Origin of the sequence: Zeaxanthinibacter enoshimensis, assembly GCF_004362865.1 — a bacterium.
GTDB classification, from domain to species: domain Bacteria; phylum Bacteroidota; class Bacteroidia; order Flavobacteriales; family Flavobacteriaceae; genus Zeaxanthinibacter; species Zeaxanthinibacter enoshimensis.
Genome location: NZ_SNYI01000002.1, coordinates 522,933 through 539,184, shown reverse-complemented (window position 1 = coordinate 539,184; position 16,252 = coordinate 522,933). Strand labels below are relative to the sequence as shown.

Below are 16,252 nucleotides of genomic sequence, written 5' to 3'. Positions count from 1 at the left end.
ACCACACAAATATGAAAATCCTGATCTCTCTTCAAATAAATTTCGACCAACAACTGCTGTCGATAGCTCAATGAGACCAGAATGCCCACAATTGAAACATGGAAAAAGTTCAACAAAATTCCACCCCAGAATGAGTATTACAGGGAAACCTAGAGACTGTTAACCTTAAATGTGATTATTTGAATTCCCTGATAATTGCTAAATGCTCAGGCGTTAATGCAGATGCATCAAAGAGGGCCACACCTTTCGCCCCGTTATCCAGGGCCAGTTTTATGGCTTTACGAAGATCAGAAGGATCAAGGTCAGGGATGAAAAGCCCTGTATGAAGACTTGTCGGTTTATACTTCAGGTCGCTCACACCTTGTCTGGTGGCGTAACCGATCCAGTCTAAATCTTCCAGGTAAAAGCCATGATAGATCATGGGAAGGACCATGTCGACATCCCATTTATCCCAACGCTGACGCACCATATGATCTGCCATTTCCGGGTAAGGAAATACAGCAGCGGTCAATTGTTTTCCATATTTATGGACAATTTCATAAGCTTCATTCACTACTGCCCTGATCCGGTTCAGCCGGAAATTCTTCCATTCCATATCTATAGCAGGATTATCGAGTTCCTGGGGAACTTTATGATGAATTTTCTCGAATTCAGCTCGGCACACATCGCAATAGCAGAAATCATATCGGGCTAATTCTGTCTCCTGTTCAAGATTGTATTTTGGTAATAGCCCAATGGGTAGAAAAATATCAGAATAGCGAATGTAATCCAGGTGTACACTACTCACTCCTTCAACAGCAGCCAATTGTTCGACCAGCTTTAAAATGTGAGCCTTGGACTCTTCTCTTGTTGGGCATAACCATTTATAGTAACCTACGTAAGGTGGATCATCATAACAGGATTTTCCATCCCTGCTGACTGCATACCACTCAGGATGTTGTTCGGCTATCGCATCTCCCGGCCTGTTCACTGTAAACATCCACGCATGTACTTCCAGCCCGGCTTTTGTAGCCAATGGAGTCAAACGCCGTAACAGTTCCGGGTCTGCGTTGGTATTGATTAATACAGCATCCAGCCCTCCTGCTTTATATTTATGGAACACTTCTGCGTAATGAGCATCACTTTTACTGGCATCGGCACCCATCCAAGCCCAGAATTTCGGAGGATCATTATTGGTTTCTCCCGCCTTGCTGAACGAAAAAAAAGCAAAAGCCAGGATTAAAAAGACGCATGTTGAAAGTAATTTAGTTTTCATATTTAATGAATTTTCCATCTTCCCTGATCAGAAGTTTATTCCCGTTAAAGGGGTTATTTAAATAGAGATTATAACCGGCGTTGTGTGTTTCAAAGTGAATATTCACCTTACTTCCCATGAATTCTAATTCGCCAATCGTCTTTGTTCCGGTGATATCGTTGATCCGGGACGGGGATTGTAGCATTTCACGGTAGACCTGATAGAGCGACCATTTCAAAGTTTCATCATCAGGAATCTTAAAAATGTTATCCACCCCCTGTTTATCCGAAAAATAAACGTACCCCCAATGTTCCGGTTCATGCATATTGATCACTCCCTGCGGAGACCAAACCCAGTTATACTCCGGCATAAAATTACCGGCAGCATCCTTTTTCCGGCTGTATCGCTTGCCATCTAATTCGTAATCCCAGTTCACCCTTGAAAAATTGATCCTCCAGAACGAATTTTCAGGTAGTGCAGCGCCGGGATACAATTCCTTCATTGATTCCCAGGGTATCGCTATCTCTACCTGCCATCCCTGATCGGTATCACGGGGGTCATTCAAAGATCCGAGGATATGTACTGCAGTCTTTAATCCTTTAAAATCCCAATGATCGACCACAAGCCCCCCATTCCTGTAAGGTTTGCTCAAAAGGAGATCCCAAACCGTATTATGCGCATTCACTTCTAACTCCATGTAATGGTGAGTATCCCCATCAGGGTCAATGAATATCTCAAAATCATTATTGTAGAAGATTACGGTATCTCTCTGTTTCAGGGTAGCCCATACATGCGGTTCCTCCATTTTTGCAAAAACATAGAGATTGTTGCTGTCCCACAGCATTTTTACCCGAGTCCGGTATGAGGGGATCTTTTTGCCTTCGATATCAATAAAATCATCGCTCCAGGGAGCATTGTCCCAGCTTGCTTCATCGGCCCTTCCATCTATCTTAATTTCGCTCAGGGACTTGTATGCTGTGTATGATCGTGGTGAAACTTGCGAAATTGCGGGCTTACTTATAACACAGAATAGTAAGAATAAAAATATCCATGACCGGACAGGGACATTAAACGCCCGGGGAACAGAAGAAATTGAATACGAGCTGTCAGTGCCATCACTGCCGTGTTGTAGAGGAGATAACTGAATTCGGGGGACTTTTGACATCTTATATTTAATAGTTAAACAAAAAATAACTAATTTTCTACACGACCAATAAAAATAGACCAACAACATTTCTGCGAAGCTGAATGATTTATAAAAACTCCCGTTATTAGCATCCGGAATATCCATGCCAAATCTTACATCTTTAACCTATGAAATATCAGATAAAATTCAGGCATCACCTGATTTTCTGGCTGATCTATTTTCTGTTTAACACCCTCCGGTGGGGTAGTTACTTTAATGATTACTCCTACTCCTTTAAAGCAAACCTCATAGGCTTTCCTATTCATATGGCGCTAGCTTACCTGAACATCTACGTGCTGATGCCAAGATATATTTTCAGGAGAAAATACCTGGATTATAGCTTACTGGTATTGGGGGCTTTAGGATTGATGTTGCTGGTGAAATATAACCTGACCCAGGCTCTCCTGGGTGCCAGTTCTATTCCTGCAGGACATCAGCCCATAAGTGAAATGACGCTTAATTATGCCATTACCGCTATGCTCGGTGAATTATACGTAATCTCTTTTGTGACGGCTATCAAAATCACAATAGACTGGCTGCGGGAAAACAGTAAATTCCATGCCCTGGAGAAACGACAGCTCAGCACTGAACTCCAATTACTCAAGACCCAGGTTTCACCGCATTTCTTCTTTAATACCCTTAATAATATTTATTCCTTAACGCTGGAGCAATCCCCTAAAGCACCCCAGGTCGTATTAAAATTATCGGACATGATGCGTCATCTCCTGTATTCTACAGACCGTCCATATCAAACGCTTCATGAGGAGTTCCGATACATTCACAATTATATAGAGTTACAACGAATACGCTATGACGACTCCTTGCACCTGCAGTGGAATGTGTCTGGTAAATATGACGAATGCAGCATCCCTCCTATGTTACTGATCCCCCTGGTTGAAAATTGCTTTAAGCATGCCGGAAGTAGTTCAACTGAACCCATTTTCATTGAAATCAATGCAAAGGTCAAGGAGAACTGGCTGCATTTTGAAACAAATAATAGTATCAGACCGGAGTCAGATCAATCTTTACACGAACATCCTGAAAAAGGTATAGGGCTGAGTAATGTCCGTAAACGCTTATCCCTTGCATTCAGGCCAGAAGATTACGATTTAACCATTTCTGAATCAGAACAGAACTACCGGGTCCTATTAAAATTGAAAGTATGAAACCTTTAAAAGCTATCATCGTAGATGATGAACCCCTGGCCATTAATATATTAAAGAATTACTCGGACCAGATTCAGGAGCTTCAGCTAGAGCGCACCTTCACCAATGCGGTGGAAGCCTCCCTTTATCAACAGTCCCACCCGGTGGACCTGATCTTTCTCGACATCAATATGCCCAGGCTTAATGGCCTGGAATTTATGAAGACTGTTCAAAAGGATACCATGGTGGTAATCACCACCGCTTACAAGGAATATGCAGTTAAGAGTTATGAACTCGAAGCTATAGATTACCTCCTGAAACCTTTCCCTTTTTCCCGTTTCATGCAAACGGTGAACAGGGCCATTGCCCTGCGCTGTGGTAAATATGCGCCGGCTCCCGAATCAAATATTGAAAAGGATAAGGAAAGCATCTTTGTCAAGGTCGATAAAAAACGGATACAGAAGATATACCTGGATCAGATCATGGTGGTGGAAAGCCTGAAGGATTATATCCGAATCAGGACTGCAGACACCTCTTATATAGTACATACTACTTTAGGTAGTTTTACCGAAGAACTCCCTGCCACTAAATTCATCCGAATTCACCGCTCCTACTCAGTATCCATTGACAAGGTTGAAGCTGTGGAAGGCAATATGCTTCATATCGGCAACGAGAGGTATACCATTGGAAGAAGCTATCTCAGCGAGGTGAAAGAGCGAATTCTGGATGGTCAGTTTATGTAGGGGGTGACAGGGGGAAAGGGGGACAAGCTGCTGGCCTGAATTAAAGCTGGAAGCCCGCATTAGTGTAAAAAAAAATCTATCACTTACGTGATTGGATTTTCTTGGTCGGGGTGGCAGGATTAGCTGCCCTGAACCTGTATGGAGCGTGTTGCTCAACAAAAGTTCTCAAACCTGCGGTATTCTAATTTCTACCCAAAATAAGTTTTTGGGATACTACAATTTGCGCCTCAAACCTCGAACTTCGAACCATCAGGATTACTCGCTGTGCTCGTGATCCTGAGAAGGGGGTGTTGCTCAACAAAAGTCCTCAAACCTGCGGTATTCTAATTTCTACCCAAAATAAGCTTTTGGGATACTACAATTTGCGCCTCAAACCTCGAACTTCGAACCATCAGGATTACTCGCTGTGCTCGTGATCCTGAGAAGGGGGTGTTGCTCAACAAAAGCCAGGAAACCTGCGGTTTCCGTGTTTTTTATTCCCTATGGCACTGCAAGCAAGCTTGCCGGCCTTTGGGGAATAAAAAAAGCCAGACAATTCTGTCTGGCTTTTGTTGGTCGGGGTGGCAGGATTCGAACCTGCGACCTCCTGCTCCCAAAGCAGGCGCGATAACCGGGCTACGCTACACCCCGAGGTGTTGTCTTAGAGGAATCATTCCCGGTGGTATCCTCCGATTATTTGCGGAGAGACTGGGACTCGAACCCAGGCGACACTTGCGCGTCGACAGATTAGCAATCTGCTCCGTTACCACTCCGGCACCTCTCCAATATTTTAAGCAAATGAACGCTTGTAAATATCCGCCTTGCAATTAAGTATCTCTAACTGTCAAAGCGGCTGCAAATGTAATTCTTCATATCAAGGGAAACAACTTTTTTGTAATTTTTTTGAGCCAAAATTCGCAAAAAACTGTTACTCAGGATACTCTACCCTCAGGTGGTAGATATTGGTCAGCTTCTGTTTCAGGACTTTCTTTACCGTCTCAATTTCTTTAAAAGTTATGTTCGCATTATGGAACTGGTTAGCCTGCATCTGCCCGTTAATGATCTTATCCACGAATTCATCAATAACCCGGTAAGAGGGGTTCTTGAGGCTCTTTGATGCCGCTTCCACCGAATCGGCCATCATCAGTATCGCGGTTTCCTTGGAAAAAGGTATGGGCCCAGGGTACCTGAAATCCTTCTCTTCCACAAAATCTTCTTTATCCTGCTGCTTCTTGTAAAAATAGAACACCAGTGTGGTCCCGTGATGCGTCCTGATAAAGTCGATCACCCGGTCCGGCACCTTGTTCCGCCTCGCGATCTCTATCCCTTCTATTACGTGGTTTATAATAATTCTTGCACTCTCCTTCGCCGGCAGGTCGTTATGGGGATTCACATTGGTCACCTGGTTCTCTGTAAAGTAGGTGGGATTGTTCATTTTCCCTATGTCGTGGTACAGTGCCCCTACCCTGACCAGCATGGCATTGGCGCCAATTTCGTTCGCGGCCGCCTCTGCAAGGTTTGCCACCTGCAACGAATGATGAAATGTTCCGGGGGCCTTGTTAGAGAGTTCTTTCAACAGCTTTGCATTGGTATCGGATAATTCGAGCAGGGAGACATCCGAGACCATTCCGAAGATCTTTTCGTATACATAGATCAGCGGCTGTGCAAACAGGGTGATCATACCATTGAGCAGGAAATACGCAAAGGTGTACCAGTAGATGGTATCAATGGTCCCCTCCTGTATAACATGGAAAGCAAAGTACCCTATGATGTAGATCAGGGTGATCTGCCCCACCGAAATGAACAGGTTGGCCCGCTTATACAACTCGGAGACCGTAAGGATAGTTACAATACCCGCGATGATCTGCAGGAAAATATATTCGAAACTATTGGGCACCACGAAGCCCAGTATCAAAACCGTAAGTACATGTACAAATAACCCCAGGCGGGCATCAAAGAACGTCTTCAGGATAAGGGGTAAAATACAGAGAGGTACGACGAAGACATAGGTCTCATCATACTTTACCACCAGGGTGGTCACAAAGACCATCACCAGGATATTAAAGAAGATAAAGGTGACCTTTTTATTATTGTCGTAAATATCCGGTCTGTATTTCTTGATGAACAACAGCAGCATCATAAGCACCAGTGCCACCAGGATAAAGTACCCGAAGAGGATAAAATAGTAGTTATTTTCCGTCCAGAGCTCGGATTCGTATTCGTCTCTTAAGGATTGCAGGATATTGAGGTTCTCGGCCTCCACGACCTCTCCTTTTGCAATGATCAGTTTACCTTCATCAACCGTCCCCCGGGTGTAAGAGATCTTTGCCAGCTCTGCCTGTAACTCTTTATTGGAAAGTTCGGGGTTGTGGATGACGTTGGGCTCCAGGATATCGAAGAACAATTGCTGGAAAGGTTTCTGTAACTGCTCCATTCCTCTTGCCGCCAGGACACTGTCTACCACCTCATCCACCTCGCTCATACGATAGAGCTTTGATCGTTGTATTTGGGCAGCTTCATTGCCACGGATGATATAGATACTTCCGCCTTTCCCGGCATTCCCATCATTCTTGAGTATCCCCCGGGAGTAAATGGTATTCAGGATGGATCTCCCCACGGTATCCAGCAGCACTTTCTCATTCCCTGGATAGAGATCATCCGGGAAGGCAGGTCCGAAATTGGCGCTGTAGGCCTGCCTCACCTGCTCCACTATTCGCTCATTATAATCATAGTAATCTGCCTGTTTTGCAGCTATGGAATTTCGTTCCTGGGTGATCTCCTGCTCAGACTTCTTGATAGAGAAATCAAAAGGCGCATACAGGTTATCATACTGCCAGGGTTTACCTTTTTGGAATTCGTATTTAAACTGCCCCCCTTTAGGAAAGAAAAAAACAATCAGGCACAGGGTGACCAGGTACAGAAAGTATTTATAGATGTGGGACTGATTTTTATAAATAGTGTCCAAGGTATTTCCCATGAGGCCTGCGATCTAGCCGTAAAAATAGAAAATAATAAAATGAACAAATACCTTTTGAATCGATATCCCTCAACATTGCTACATAATTTCTTATTTTCGCCCCAGGAATTCAGCTGTCCCTTCCACCGGTTCATAAGGACCCAAAATATCCCTGGTAACAGTAATAAACCGGGACAGTGATCAACATTAATTCAAAAAATTACAACATGAAAGAGGTAGTTATAGTATCTGCAGTCCGTACCCCCATTGGGAGTTTTATGGGATCGTTATCAACCGTTCCTGCAACCCGTCTAGGGGCAGTGGCCATCAAAGGCGCCCTGGATAAGATCGGGTTAAAGCCGGAGATGATTGAAGAAGTACTGATGGGCAACGTGGTGCAGGCAGGAAACGGCCAGGCCCCTGCAAGACAGGCAGCCATCTTTGCCGGCATCCCGGATACTGTGCCCTGTACTACCGTAAATAAGGTCTGTGCCTCCGGAATGAAAACTGTTATGCAGGCAGCTCAATCCATAGCCCTGGGTGATGCCTCTGTGGTTGTTGCCGGGGGAATGGAAAATATGAGTCTTATTCCTCATTATGTACACATGCGTAATGGTCAGAAATTTGGTCCTGCTACCCTGGAAGACGGGATGCAGAAAGACGGACTTGTGGATGTGTATGAACAAACTGCCATGGGAGTCTGTGCTGATGCCTGTGCCGTTGAACATAATTTCAGCAGGGAAGACCAGGACGCCTACGCGATCCAGTCTTATAACCGCTCTGCCGAGGCATGGAAGTCGGGCAAATTCAAAGACGAAGTAGTCCCGGTAGAGGTCCCGCAACGCCGTGGGGAACCGATGATATTTTCCGAGGACGAAGAGTACAGGAATGTAAAAATGGAAAAGATTCCGCAGCTGCGCCCGGCCTTCAGCAAAGACGGAACTGTTACTGCAGCCAATGCCTCTACGATCAATGACGGGGCTGCTGCACTGGTACTGATGAGCGCTGAAAAAGCCAAAGAGCTCGGTCTTAAACCAATAGCAAGGATCAGGGGATACGCTGATGCAGCCCAGGAACCTAAGTGGTTTACTACCGCCCCTTCCAAAGCACTTCCCAAAGCCCTTGCTAAGGCTGGTGTGACCCAGGATGAAGTAGATTACTTTGAATTCAACGAAGCTTTTGCCGTAGTAGGACTGGCCAATATGAAATTATTGGGATTGGATAATGATAAAGTGAACGTCAACGGAGGTGCAGTTTCCCTGGGACACCCGCTGGGTTGTTCCGGCGCCAGGATCATTGTCACCCTCCTTGGTGTTTTAAATCAGAATAATGCTAAATTAGGTGCTGCAGCCATATGTAATGGTGGTGGTGGAGCATCCGCTATTGTACTGGAACGAATCTAAACTCATTCACCCTATAAATTATGCCTTACGGTATTGCTCATCTCAGTGTTGTCCCAGTTCGGAACCAGGCTGACGACGCTGCTGAAATGCGTACCCAGCTGTTGTGCGGGGAACATTTCCGGGTCCTGGAGAAACGCAGGTACTGGAGCAGGATCCGGGTGGCATATGACAAGACCGAGGGCTGGATCTCTAATCACCAATATCAGGAGTTAACAGAAGAAGCCTACAAGGAAATAGAACGAGGCGACCGGAATCATTACGCGTCAGACCTGGTATCCTACTCCAGTACAGAAAGCCATGCGCTGATCCCTCTTCTACTGGGTTCATCCGTCGGTCACCTGCACATGGTGGGCCAGCGTTTTGAAGGAGCTTTCGCCAATGGCACCCGGGGCAAATCGCACCTGGTGGATACCGCTCTTATGTACCTGAATGCTCCTTTTGTTTCGGGAGGCAAAACCCCCTTCGGGATAGACAGTGCCGGCCTCACCCAAATGGTCTATAAGATCAACGGCTATGATCTTCTCAGGGACGCCGCAGAGCAGGCAAAGCAGGGAGAGGCATTGAGCTTTATCGAGGAAAGCGAGGAAGGTGACCTGGCCTTCTTTGATAATAATGAGGGTATCATAGACCATGTAGGCATTATCATGAGAGACAACTATATTATTCATGCCTATGGCAAGGTCCGGATAGACCGGATAGACCATACAGGCATCTTTGATGCCGAGCAGGGCCGGTACTCACATTCACTCAGGGTTATAAAAAAGATCGCATAAAAAAACCCCTATGAAATTCATAGGGGTCTTTTTTTATCAGTATGTCAGTGATTACTCACCTAAGAGCTTCTTAACTCTCATGAAATTTTCGTTATCACCTAAAGCACCGTAGATGTTCTTCAGCTGGGTAAGAATACTCTGGTTATCAGGGTTATTCTTCAAAGCGTCTTCCAGAATCTGGGCTCCTTCGCGGAATAGACTATCCTTTTTCTCCTTAAGTTCTTCGTACTTCGCGATATCTGCCTTAGAGTTACCGAGGCTGTTCATCTCGTCGATAAGACTGTTCCCTTCATTCACGTAGCTTGTAGAAAGGTTCAGCTGGGCGTTGATGTAATTTGGATTGATCTCCAAAGCCTTCCTGTACGCTTCGCGAGCTGCCTCAAGGTTCCCTTGCTCCATGTTGATCACTCCGATGTTATACTGAAGGTCTGGGTTATCCGGTGCCATAGCAGAAGCCTCAGACATCAGTTCCTTGAACTTCTCCTTATCACCCAATTTGTAATACAGGTTGGCTTCATTCAGGATAAGGTTTACATCGTTTGGATATTCGGCACGGGCTACTGCGTATGCCTCAAGTGCTTTGTCGTCCTGGCCTAACTGGGTATAGATAAGAGCCATGTTCTTAACGATCTCGGCTTTTTTAGAAGGAGTTTTCTCCTCTATCGGGTCTTTATAAGTACCGGATTTAACCATCAGGTCGCGTTGTAGTTTTTCCATTTCCTCTACTTCACCGGTCTCTACGTTGGTAGCCTTGTATACTGTGGCACTTCCGTCGTACCCAAGGTCTTTCAGCTCTTTGTAGTAACCAAGAGCCTTTTCATAAAGTCCCCCATTTACAGCACTGCTTGCCGCATAGTATAGGTAAACTGTATCAGCAGGGCTCAGCTTATAGCTCATGTAAAGTTTAGAAGCTGCAGCATCAAAATTCTCTGCTTTATTATCCTCTACTGCCGCATTGACAAGGTCTGCTGTCATATTGGCCATGGCCTGCTTTGCATCTTCAGAATATTTATCCTTCCCGGATTTTTCTTCAACACTCAGCACATTCTTAAAGGAATCAACCGCCTCTTCAAAAGCACTGTCATCTCCTTTTTTGGCGAGATCGGCATAAACCATTCCACGTACGTAGTAATATTGAGCCTGTAACTTCTCATCCATATTAGCCATCATCCCGGCCGCTGTTTCAAGGCTAGCTTTAGCCTGGGTAGCGTTTCCGTTATCAAGGGCTTTCTCAGCATCCTTTATTTCGGATTTTTGTGAAAAACCGACCATAGTGAAAGTCATGGCCGATATAAGTAACAATTTCGTTTTCATGATTAATCTAATTTCTGTTTAGTGTTTATTCTTCTTAGTGTTTAATCCTCTTTTGATTCATTGGATTCCTGATCACTTTCATCAAGAGCCGTGCCATTCTCTGGCTGCACCTCAATATCCATGATTCCGGCTTCGTCGAGATCATCCTCGTCTTTCATTACTTTGGCTACCGCAGCAATAGAATCGTCATCCCTCATTTTGATCAGACGAACCCCCTGTGTTGCTCTACCCATAGTACGCAGTTCATCCACGCTCATACGGATTGCGATCCCGGATTTGTTGATGATCATCAGGTCATCCAGGTCTGAAACGTTCTTGATCGCAACAAGTTCCCCGGTCTTCTCGGTAATAGAGATCGTTTTGACTCCTTTACCTCCACGGTTGGTGATCCTGTAATCTTCAATACTAGATCGTTTTCCGTAACCGTTCTCCGAAACTACGAGAATTTCTTCTTCAAAATTATTCACTGATACCATTCCGATCACCTCGTCATTATCATCAGCAAGGGTAATTCCACGAACCCCGGACGCACCTCGTCCCATCGGCCTGGTTTTACTTTCCTCGAAACGGATGGCCTTACCGGACTTCAGACCCAGGAATATCTGGCTGGTCCCGGTAGTCAGTTTAGCTTCCAGCAATTCATCGCCTTCACGTATACTGATGGCAATGATACCATTCTGCCGTGGCCTTGAATATTGTTCCAGTGGTGTTTTCTTCACTGAACCTTTCTTAGTGGCCATGATCACAAAATGATTGTTCACATACTCCTCGTCTTTAAGGTCACGTACACAGATAAAGGCTTTTACCTTGTCATCCTGTTCTATATTGATCAGGTTCTGTATCGCTCTTCCTTTAGAGGTCCTGCTTCCTTCCGGTATTTCGTACACCCGCATCCAGAAACATTTACCATTCTGGGTAAAGAAAAGCATGTACTGGTGGTTGGTACCTACAAACAGGTGTTCCAGGAAGTCCTCGTTCCGGGTAGAAGAAGCTTTTTGACCGACTCCTCCCCTGTTCTGGGTCCTGTACGCTGTTAGCGGGGTTCTTTTTATATAACCTGCGTGAGAGATAGTAATCACTACCTGCTCATCCGGGATCATATCCTCTATACTCAGGTCACCCCCGGCTAAGTTGATCTCCGAACGGCGAAGATCCCCATATTTGTCTTTGATCTCGAGGAGTTCATCCTTGATGATCTGCATTCTTCTGTCTTTCTTCTCAAGAATATCTTTCAGGTCAGCAATGGTCTTGATGATCTCATCATATTCAGACCTCAGCTTATCCTGCTCCAGACCGGTAAGCTGACGTAATCGCATTTCTACGATCGCCTTGGCCTGTATCTCGGTCAGCTTAAAGCGCTCCATCAGGTTTTCTCTCGCTTCATCAGCGTTAGAAGACCCCCTGATGATCGCAATAACCTCGTCAATATTATCCGAAGCTATGATAAGCCCTTCCAGGATATGTGCCCGGTCTTCAGCTTTTTTCAATTCGTACTTCGTACGACGCACGACTACTTCATGGCGATGCTCAACAAAATGATGGATGATCTCCTTTACATTAAGCAGCTTAGGCCTGCCATTCACCAACGCGATGTTGTTCACGCTGAAAGAAGATTGCAGTGCGGTATACTTATAAAGTGTATTGAGAACGATATTTGGGATGGCATCTCTTTTCAGCACATAAACGATACGCATACCATTCCGGTCTGACTCGTCCCGTATAGTTGAGATCCCCTCGATTTTCTTGTCATTGATAAGGTCGGCCGTTTTCTTGATCATATCGGCCTTATTCACCTGGTACGGAATTTCCGTAACGATGATACACTCCTTACCCTGAACTTCTTCTATATTGGCCCGGGCACGCATAACTACACGTCCTTTCCCGGTGTGGAAAGCTTCCTTTACCCCGTCATAGCCATAGATGATTCCCCCGGTTGGGAAATCCGGTGCCTTTATATGCTGGATGATCTCGTCGATCTCTATGTCGTTGTTTTCGATATAGGCGATCGTTCCGTCAACCACTTCCGCTAAGTTATGAGGCGGCATATTGGTCGCCATACCTACGGCAATACCCGAAGCTCCGTTAACCAAAAGGTTAGGAACCTTGGTTGGCAAAACGGTAGGCTCTAAGAGCGTATCATCAAAGTTAAGCTGGTGGTCTACGGTATCCTTGTCGATATCCGCAAGCATCTCGTCTGCGATCTTCCGCATCCTGGCTTCCGTATAACGCATCGCTGCCGGGCTATCGCCATCGACAGACCCGAAGTTACCCTGGCCATCGATCAACATATAACGAAGACTCCATTCCTGGGCCATCCGTACCATGGTGTCGTATACCGAAGTATCCCCGTGCGGGTGGTATTTACCCAGCACTTCCCCGACGATACGGGCCGACTTTTTATGGGCGGTGTTTGAACGAACACCTAGTTCATGCATTCCAAATAGCACCCGCCTGTGGACGGGTTTGAGACCGTCCCTGACATCTGGCAGGGCTCGTGACACAATGACCGACATTGAATAATCAATGTAGGCAGATTTCATCTCATCTTCAATGTTAATAGGAATCAGTTTTTCTCCCTCTGCCATAAAAAAATCTTATTGCATTTATTATATTAAAAATAGCACGCCAATATACGTAAAAACATTAGGTAGAGCGCATAGAATATGGAGTTTCTTGCATTATTTATCAACACAAAACCCCAGGCTTTTAGTTAATAATTCTGATGTTAATTATTTTGTAAATCTTTGAAATTTTCGTCATTTAGACATAGTTTATCGAATATAGGTACGGTATTTGACGTTCTTATAGTAAGATTCACTAATTTTAATGAAGATAAGGAAAGCGTATGGATGATAATTTTTCACCCCGGGTAAAGGATGTAATTGCTTACAGTAAGGAGGAAGCATTAAGACTTGGTCACGATTTTATTGGGACTGAGCACCTTATGCTTGGACTTCTGCGAGATGGGAACGGGAAAGCGATCAGTATTTTGGATGCCCTGGATGTAGACCTGGATCATCTGAGACGCAAAGTGGAGATCCTTAGCCCAGCCAATCCAAATGCGGGCAGTGCCCACAAAGACAAAAAGAATCTTCACCTGACAAGACAGGCAGAGCGTGCCCTGAAGACGACATTTCTGGAAGCAAAACTTTTCCAGAGTTCCTCTATCAATACCGCGCACCTTTTATTATGTATCCTGCGAAATGAAAACGACCCTACTACAAAATTGCTTCACAAGCTGAAAGTTGATTATGACGGGGTAAAAGACCAATTTAAATCTATGATCACCAGCGACGATGATTACCTCGAGTCTCCGACATCCGAATTCCCCAGCGATTCTGACGAACCGTCTGAGGGAAAAGAAAGCAATTTTGGATCTACCTCTGCCCAGAAAGGCAGCAAGAAGTCCAAAACCCCGGTTTTAGATAATTTCGGTAGAGACCTTACTCAATTAGCCGAAGAGAACAAACTGGACCCTGTTGTGGGGCGTGAGAAAGAGATTGAGAGGGTATCCCAGATCCTGAGCCGGCGTAAGAAGAACAATCCCCTCCTGATCGGGGAGCCCGGGGTTGGTAAAAGTGCCATAGCTGAAGGACTGGCACTGCGCATCATCAATAAGAAGGTGTCCCGTATCCTGTACAATAAAAGGGTAGTGACCTTAGACCTGGCTTCACTTGTGGCCGGTACCAAGTACCGAGGGCAATTTGAAGAAAGGATGAAAGCGGTCATGAACGAATTAGAGAAGAATGATGATGTCATTCTCTTTATCGACGAGATCCATACTATAGTCGGGGCCGGTGGAGCCACAGGCAGCCTGGATGCATCTAATATGTTCAAACCTGCACTTGCCAGGGGCGAGATACAATGTATTGGCGCAACCACCCTGGACGAATACAGGCAGTATATCGAAAAGGATGGCGCTTTGGAACGAAGGTTCCAGAAGGTAATGGTAGAGCCCACTACGGTAGAGGAGACCATAGAGATCCTTAAGAACATCAAAGGTAAATACGAAGAACACCATAATGTTAATTATACGGACGAGGCTTTGATAGCCTGCGTTAAGTTGACCAACCGGTACATGACAGACCGTTTCCTGCCGGACAAGGCCATCGATGCTTTGGACGAATCAGGGTCAAGGGTACATATCGTGAATATGGATGTCCCTAAACAGATCCTGGAACTGGAAAAACAACTGGATGATGTTCGTGAATTAAAAAACAGCGTAGTCAAGAAACAACGATACGAAGAGGCTGCGAAATTGAGGGATGACGAGAAGCGGCTGGAAAAAGAGCTGGCCATTGCCCAGGAGAAATGGGAAGAGGACAGTAAACTTCACCGGGAAACCGTGAGCGAAGACAACGTGGCAGACGTGGTCTCCATGATGAGTGGCATCCCGGTCAACAAGATAGCCCAGACCGAGAGCAACAAACTGGCCGAACTTCCACAACTTATCAAAGGTAATGTGATCGGGCAGGATGAAGCTGTAGCAAAAGTAGCCAAGGCGATCCAAAGAAACCGTGCGGGTCTTAAAGATCCGAACAAGCCTATTGGTTCCTTTATTTTCCTCGGGCAGACGGGAGTTGGAAAAACCCAGTTGGCTAAAGTACTGGCTAAAGAATTATTTGATTCTGAAGATGCATTGATCCGTATAGACATGAGTGAATACATGGAGAAATTTGCTATCTCCAGGCTGGTAGGTGCGCCTCCGGGATACGTTGGCTACGAAGAAGGTGGGCAGCTGACCGAAAAGGTCAGGAGAAAACCTTACTCCGTTGTATTACTGGACGAGGTGGAGAAAGCGCATCCGGATGTTTTCAACATGTTGCTGCAGGTACTGGATGACGGATACCTGACAGACAGCCTGGGTAGGAAGATAGATTTCCGGAACACCATCATTATCATGACCTCTAACATTGGTGCAAGACAATTAAAAGATTTTGGCCAGGGGGTTGGATTCGGAACTGCCGCCAAACAGGCACAGGCCGACTCGCACCAGAAAAGTGTGATCGAAAATGCGCTGAAGAAAGCTTTCGCGCCCGAATTCCTGAATCGTATCGACGATGTGGTCGTGTTTAATCCGCTGGATCGCGAGCATATCCACCAGATCATCGATATTGAACTCAAAAAACTTTATTCGAGGATCGCGGATATCGGTTATCACCTGAACCTGACGGATAAGGCTAAAGATTACATCGCTGATAAAGGATTTGACAAACAATACGGCGCCAGGCCGCTTAAAAGGGCAATCCAGAAGTATATAGAGGATACCCTGGCCGAGGAGATCGTTAATTCCAAATTGCAGGAAGGCGACAGTATCTACATGGACTACGTAGAGAAAGAGGATAAATTATCCATAGAGATCAAGAAAGAAGAGAAATCTTCCAAGGCATAAGCCCTGAGATCCGGTAATACAAGGGAGCTGTAAACAGCTCCCTTTTTTTATGCCATGGCACCGGGGACGTCGTTCCCGCTTGTAGGACGTTTAACCACTTGAACGATATTTATGTAATTGGTCGTTT

The 16,252-nt window shown here is 45.4% G+C and carries 10 protein-coding genes and 2 tRNA genes; 5 read left to right on the top strand and 7 right to left on the bottom strand.

Translation table 11 applies throughout. The features are described from left to right. Positions 1-175: 175 nt before the first annotated feature. Together CLV82_RS08630 and CLV82_RS08625 are read right to left on the bottom strand one after the other, a co-directional pair. Positions 176-1,255 carry a putative glycoside hydrolase gene (locus tag CLV82_RS08630; RefSeq protein ID WP_133643909.1) on the bottom strand — a complete coding sequence of 360 codons (1,080 nt, stop codon included), beginning with the start codon at positions 1,253-1,255 and terminating at the stop codon, positions 176-178. After that, a complete protein-coding gene (locus CLV82_RS08625; RefSeq protein ID WP_133643908.1) occupies positions 1,245-2,399 on the bottom strand; it encodes a carbohydrate-binding family 9-like protein in 1,155 nt (384 codons plus the stop codon). Before CLV82_RS08625 ends, CLV82_RS08630 begins: the two co-directional genes overlap by 11 nt. Positions 2,400-2,548: 149 nt before the next feature. Here CLV82_RS08625 and CLV82_RS08620 point away from each other — a divergent pair, with 149 nt between their 5' ends. Together CLV82_RS08620 and CLV82_RS08615 are read left to right on the top strand one after the other, a co-directional pair. Next, positions 2,549-3,586 carry a sensor histidine kinase gene (locus tag CLV82_RS08620; RefSeq protein WP_133643907.1) on the top strand — a complete coding sequence of 346 codons (1,038 nt, stop codon included), beginning with the start codon at positions 2,549-2,551 and terminating at the stop codon, positions 3,584-3,586. After that, on the top strand, positions 3,583-4,308 hold the full coding sequence (locus CLV82_RS08615; protein ID WP_133643906.1) for a LytR/AlgR family response regulator transcription factor: 726 nt from the start codon (positions 3,583-3,585) through the stop codon (positions 4,306-4,308). The genes CLV82_RS08620 and CLV82_RS08615 overlap by 4 nt, the downstream gene beginning before the upstream one ends. A gap of 552 nt (positions 4,309-4,860) precedes the next feature. On the opposite strand, the gene CLV82_RS08610 is transcribed toward CLV82_RS08615, so the two are convergent. From CLV82_RS08610 to CLV82_RS08600, 3 genes are all read right to left on the bottom strand, one after another. Continuing rightward, a tRNA-Pro gene (locus CLV82_RS08610) sits at positions 4,861-4,938 on the bottom strand. Positions 4,939-4,987: 49 nt separating this feature from the next. Further along, a tRNA-Ser gene (locus CLV82_RS08605) sits at positions 4,988-5,071 on the bottom strand. A 144-nt stretch (positions 5,072-5,215) separates the two neighbouring features. Further along, positions 5,216-7,264 (bottom strand): HD family phosphohydrolase, encoded by a 2,049-nt coding sequence (locus tag CLV82_RS08600; protein ID WP_133643905.1) that lies wholly within the window; start codon positions 7,262-7,264, stop codon positions 5,216-5,218. A 206-nt stretch (positions 7,265-7,470) separates the two neighbouring features. On the opposite strand from CLV82_RS08600, the gene CLV82_RS08595 reads away from it, so the two are divergent. After that, positions 7,471-8,646 carry an acetyl-CoA C-acyltransferase gene (locus CLV82_RS08595; protein WP_133643904.1) on the top strand — a complete coding sequence of 392 codons (1,176 nt, stop codon included), beginning with the start codon at positions 7,471-7,473 and terminating at the stop codon, positions 8,644-8,646. 20 nt (positions 8,647-8,666) lie between these two features. Further along, on the top strand, positions 8,667-9,419 hold the full coding sequence (locus CLV82_RS08590) for a C40 family peptidase (protein ID WP_133643903.1): 753 nt from the start codon (positions 8,667-8,669) through the stop codon (positions 9,417-9,419). A 51-nt stretch (positions 9,420-9,470) separates the two neighbouring features. Here the strand turns inward: CLV82_RS08590 and CLV82_RS08585 are convergent, their stop codons facing one another. Continuing rightward, positions 9,471-10,733 carry a tetratricopeptide repeat protein gene (locus tag CLV82_RS08585; RefSeq protein WP_133643902.1) on the bottom strand — a complete coding sequence of 421 codons (1,263 nt, stop codon included), beginning with the start codon at positions 10,731-10,733 and terminating at the stop codon, positions 9,471-9,473. Positions 10,734-10,774: 41 nt separating this feature from the next. Beyond that, complete coding sequence (gene gyrA / locus CLV82_RS08580) at positions 10,775-13,318, bottom strand: DNA gyrase subunit A (protein ID WP_133643901.1); 2,544 nt, start codon at positions 13,316-13,318, stop codon at positions 10,775-10,777. A gap of 260 nt (positions 13,319-13,578) precedes the next feature. Between gyrA and CLV82_RS08575 the strand changes: the two genes are divergently transcribed. Then, positions 13,579-16,125, top strand: coding sequence for an ATP-dependent Clp protease ATP-binding subunit (locus tag CLV82_RS08575; protein WP_133643900.1), 2,547 nt, complete (start codon positions 13,579-13,581; stop codon positions 16,123-16,125). Positions 16,126-16,252 lie beyond the last annotated feature (127 nt).

Coding starts and splice junctions, on each gene's coding strand:
- CLV82_RS08600 (WP_133643905.1), bottom strand. CDS start 7,264: ATGGGAAATACCTTGGACACTATTTATAAAAATCAGTCCCACATCTAT.
- CLV82_RS08615 (WP_133643906.1), top strand. CDS start 3,583: ATGAAACCTTTAAAAGCTATCATCGTAGATGATGAACCCCTGGCCATT.
- gyrA (WP_133643901.1), bottom strand. CDS start 13,318: ATGGCAGAGGGAGAAAAACTGATTCCTATTAACATTGAAGATGAGATG.
- CLV82_RS08595 (WP_133643904.1), top strand. CDS start 7,471: ATGAAAGAGGTAGTTATAGTATCTGCAGTCCGTACCCCCATTGGGAGT.
- CLV82_RS08590 (WP_133643903.1), top strand. CDS start 8,667: ATGCCTTACGGTATTGCTCATCTCAGTGTTGTCCCAGTTCGGAACCAG.
- CLV82_RS08630 (WP_133643909.1), bottom strand. CDS start 1,255: ATGAAAACTAAATTACTTTCAACATGCGTCTTTTTAATCCTGGCTTTT.
- CLV82_RS08575 (WP_133643900.1), top strand. CDS start 13,579: ATGGATGATAATTTTTCACCCCGGGTAAAGGATGTAATTGCTTACAGT.
- CLV82_RS08620 (WP_133643907.1), top strand. CDS start 2,549: ATGAAATATCAGATAAAATTCAGGCATCACCTGATTTTCTGGCTGATC.
- CLV82_RS08585 (WP_133643902.1), bottom strand. CDS start 10,733: ATGAAAACGAAATTGTTACTTATATCGGCCATGACTTTCACTATGGTC.
- CLV82_RS08625 (WP_133643908.1), bottom strand. CDS start 2,399: ATGTCAAAAGTCCCCCGAATTCAGTTATCTCCTCTACAACACGGCAGT.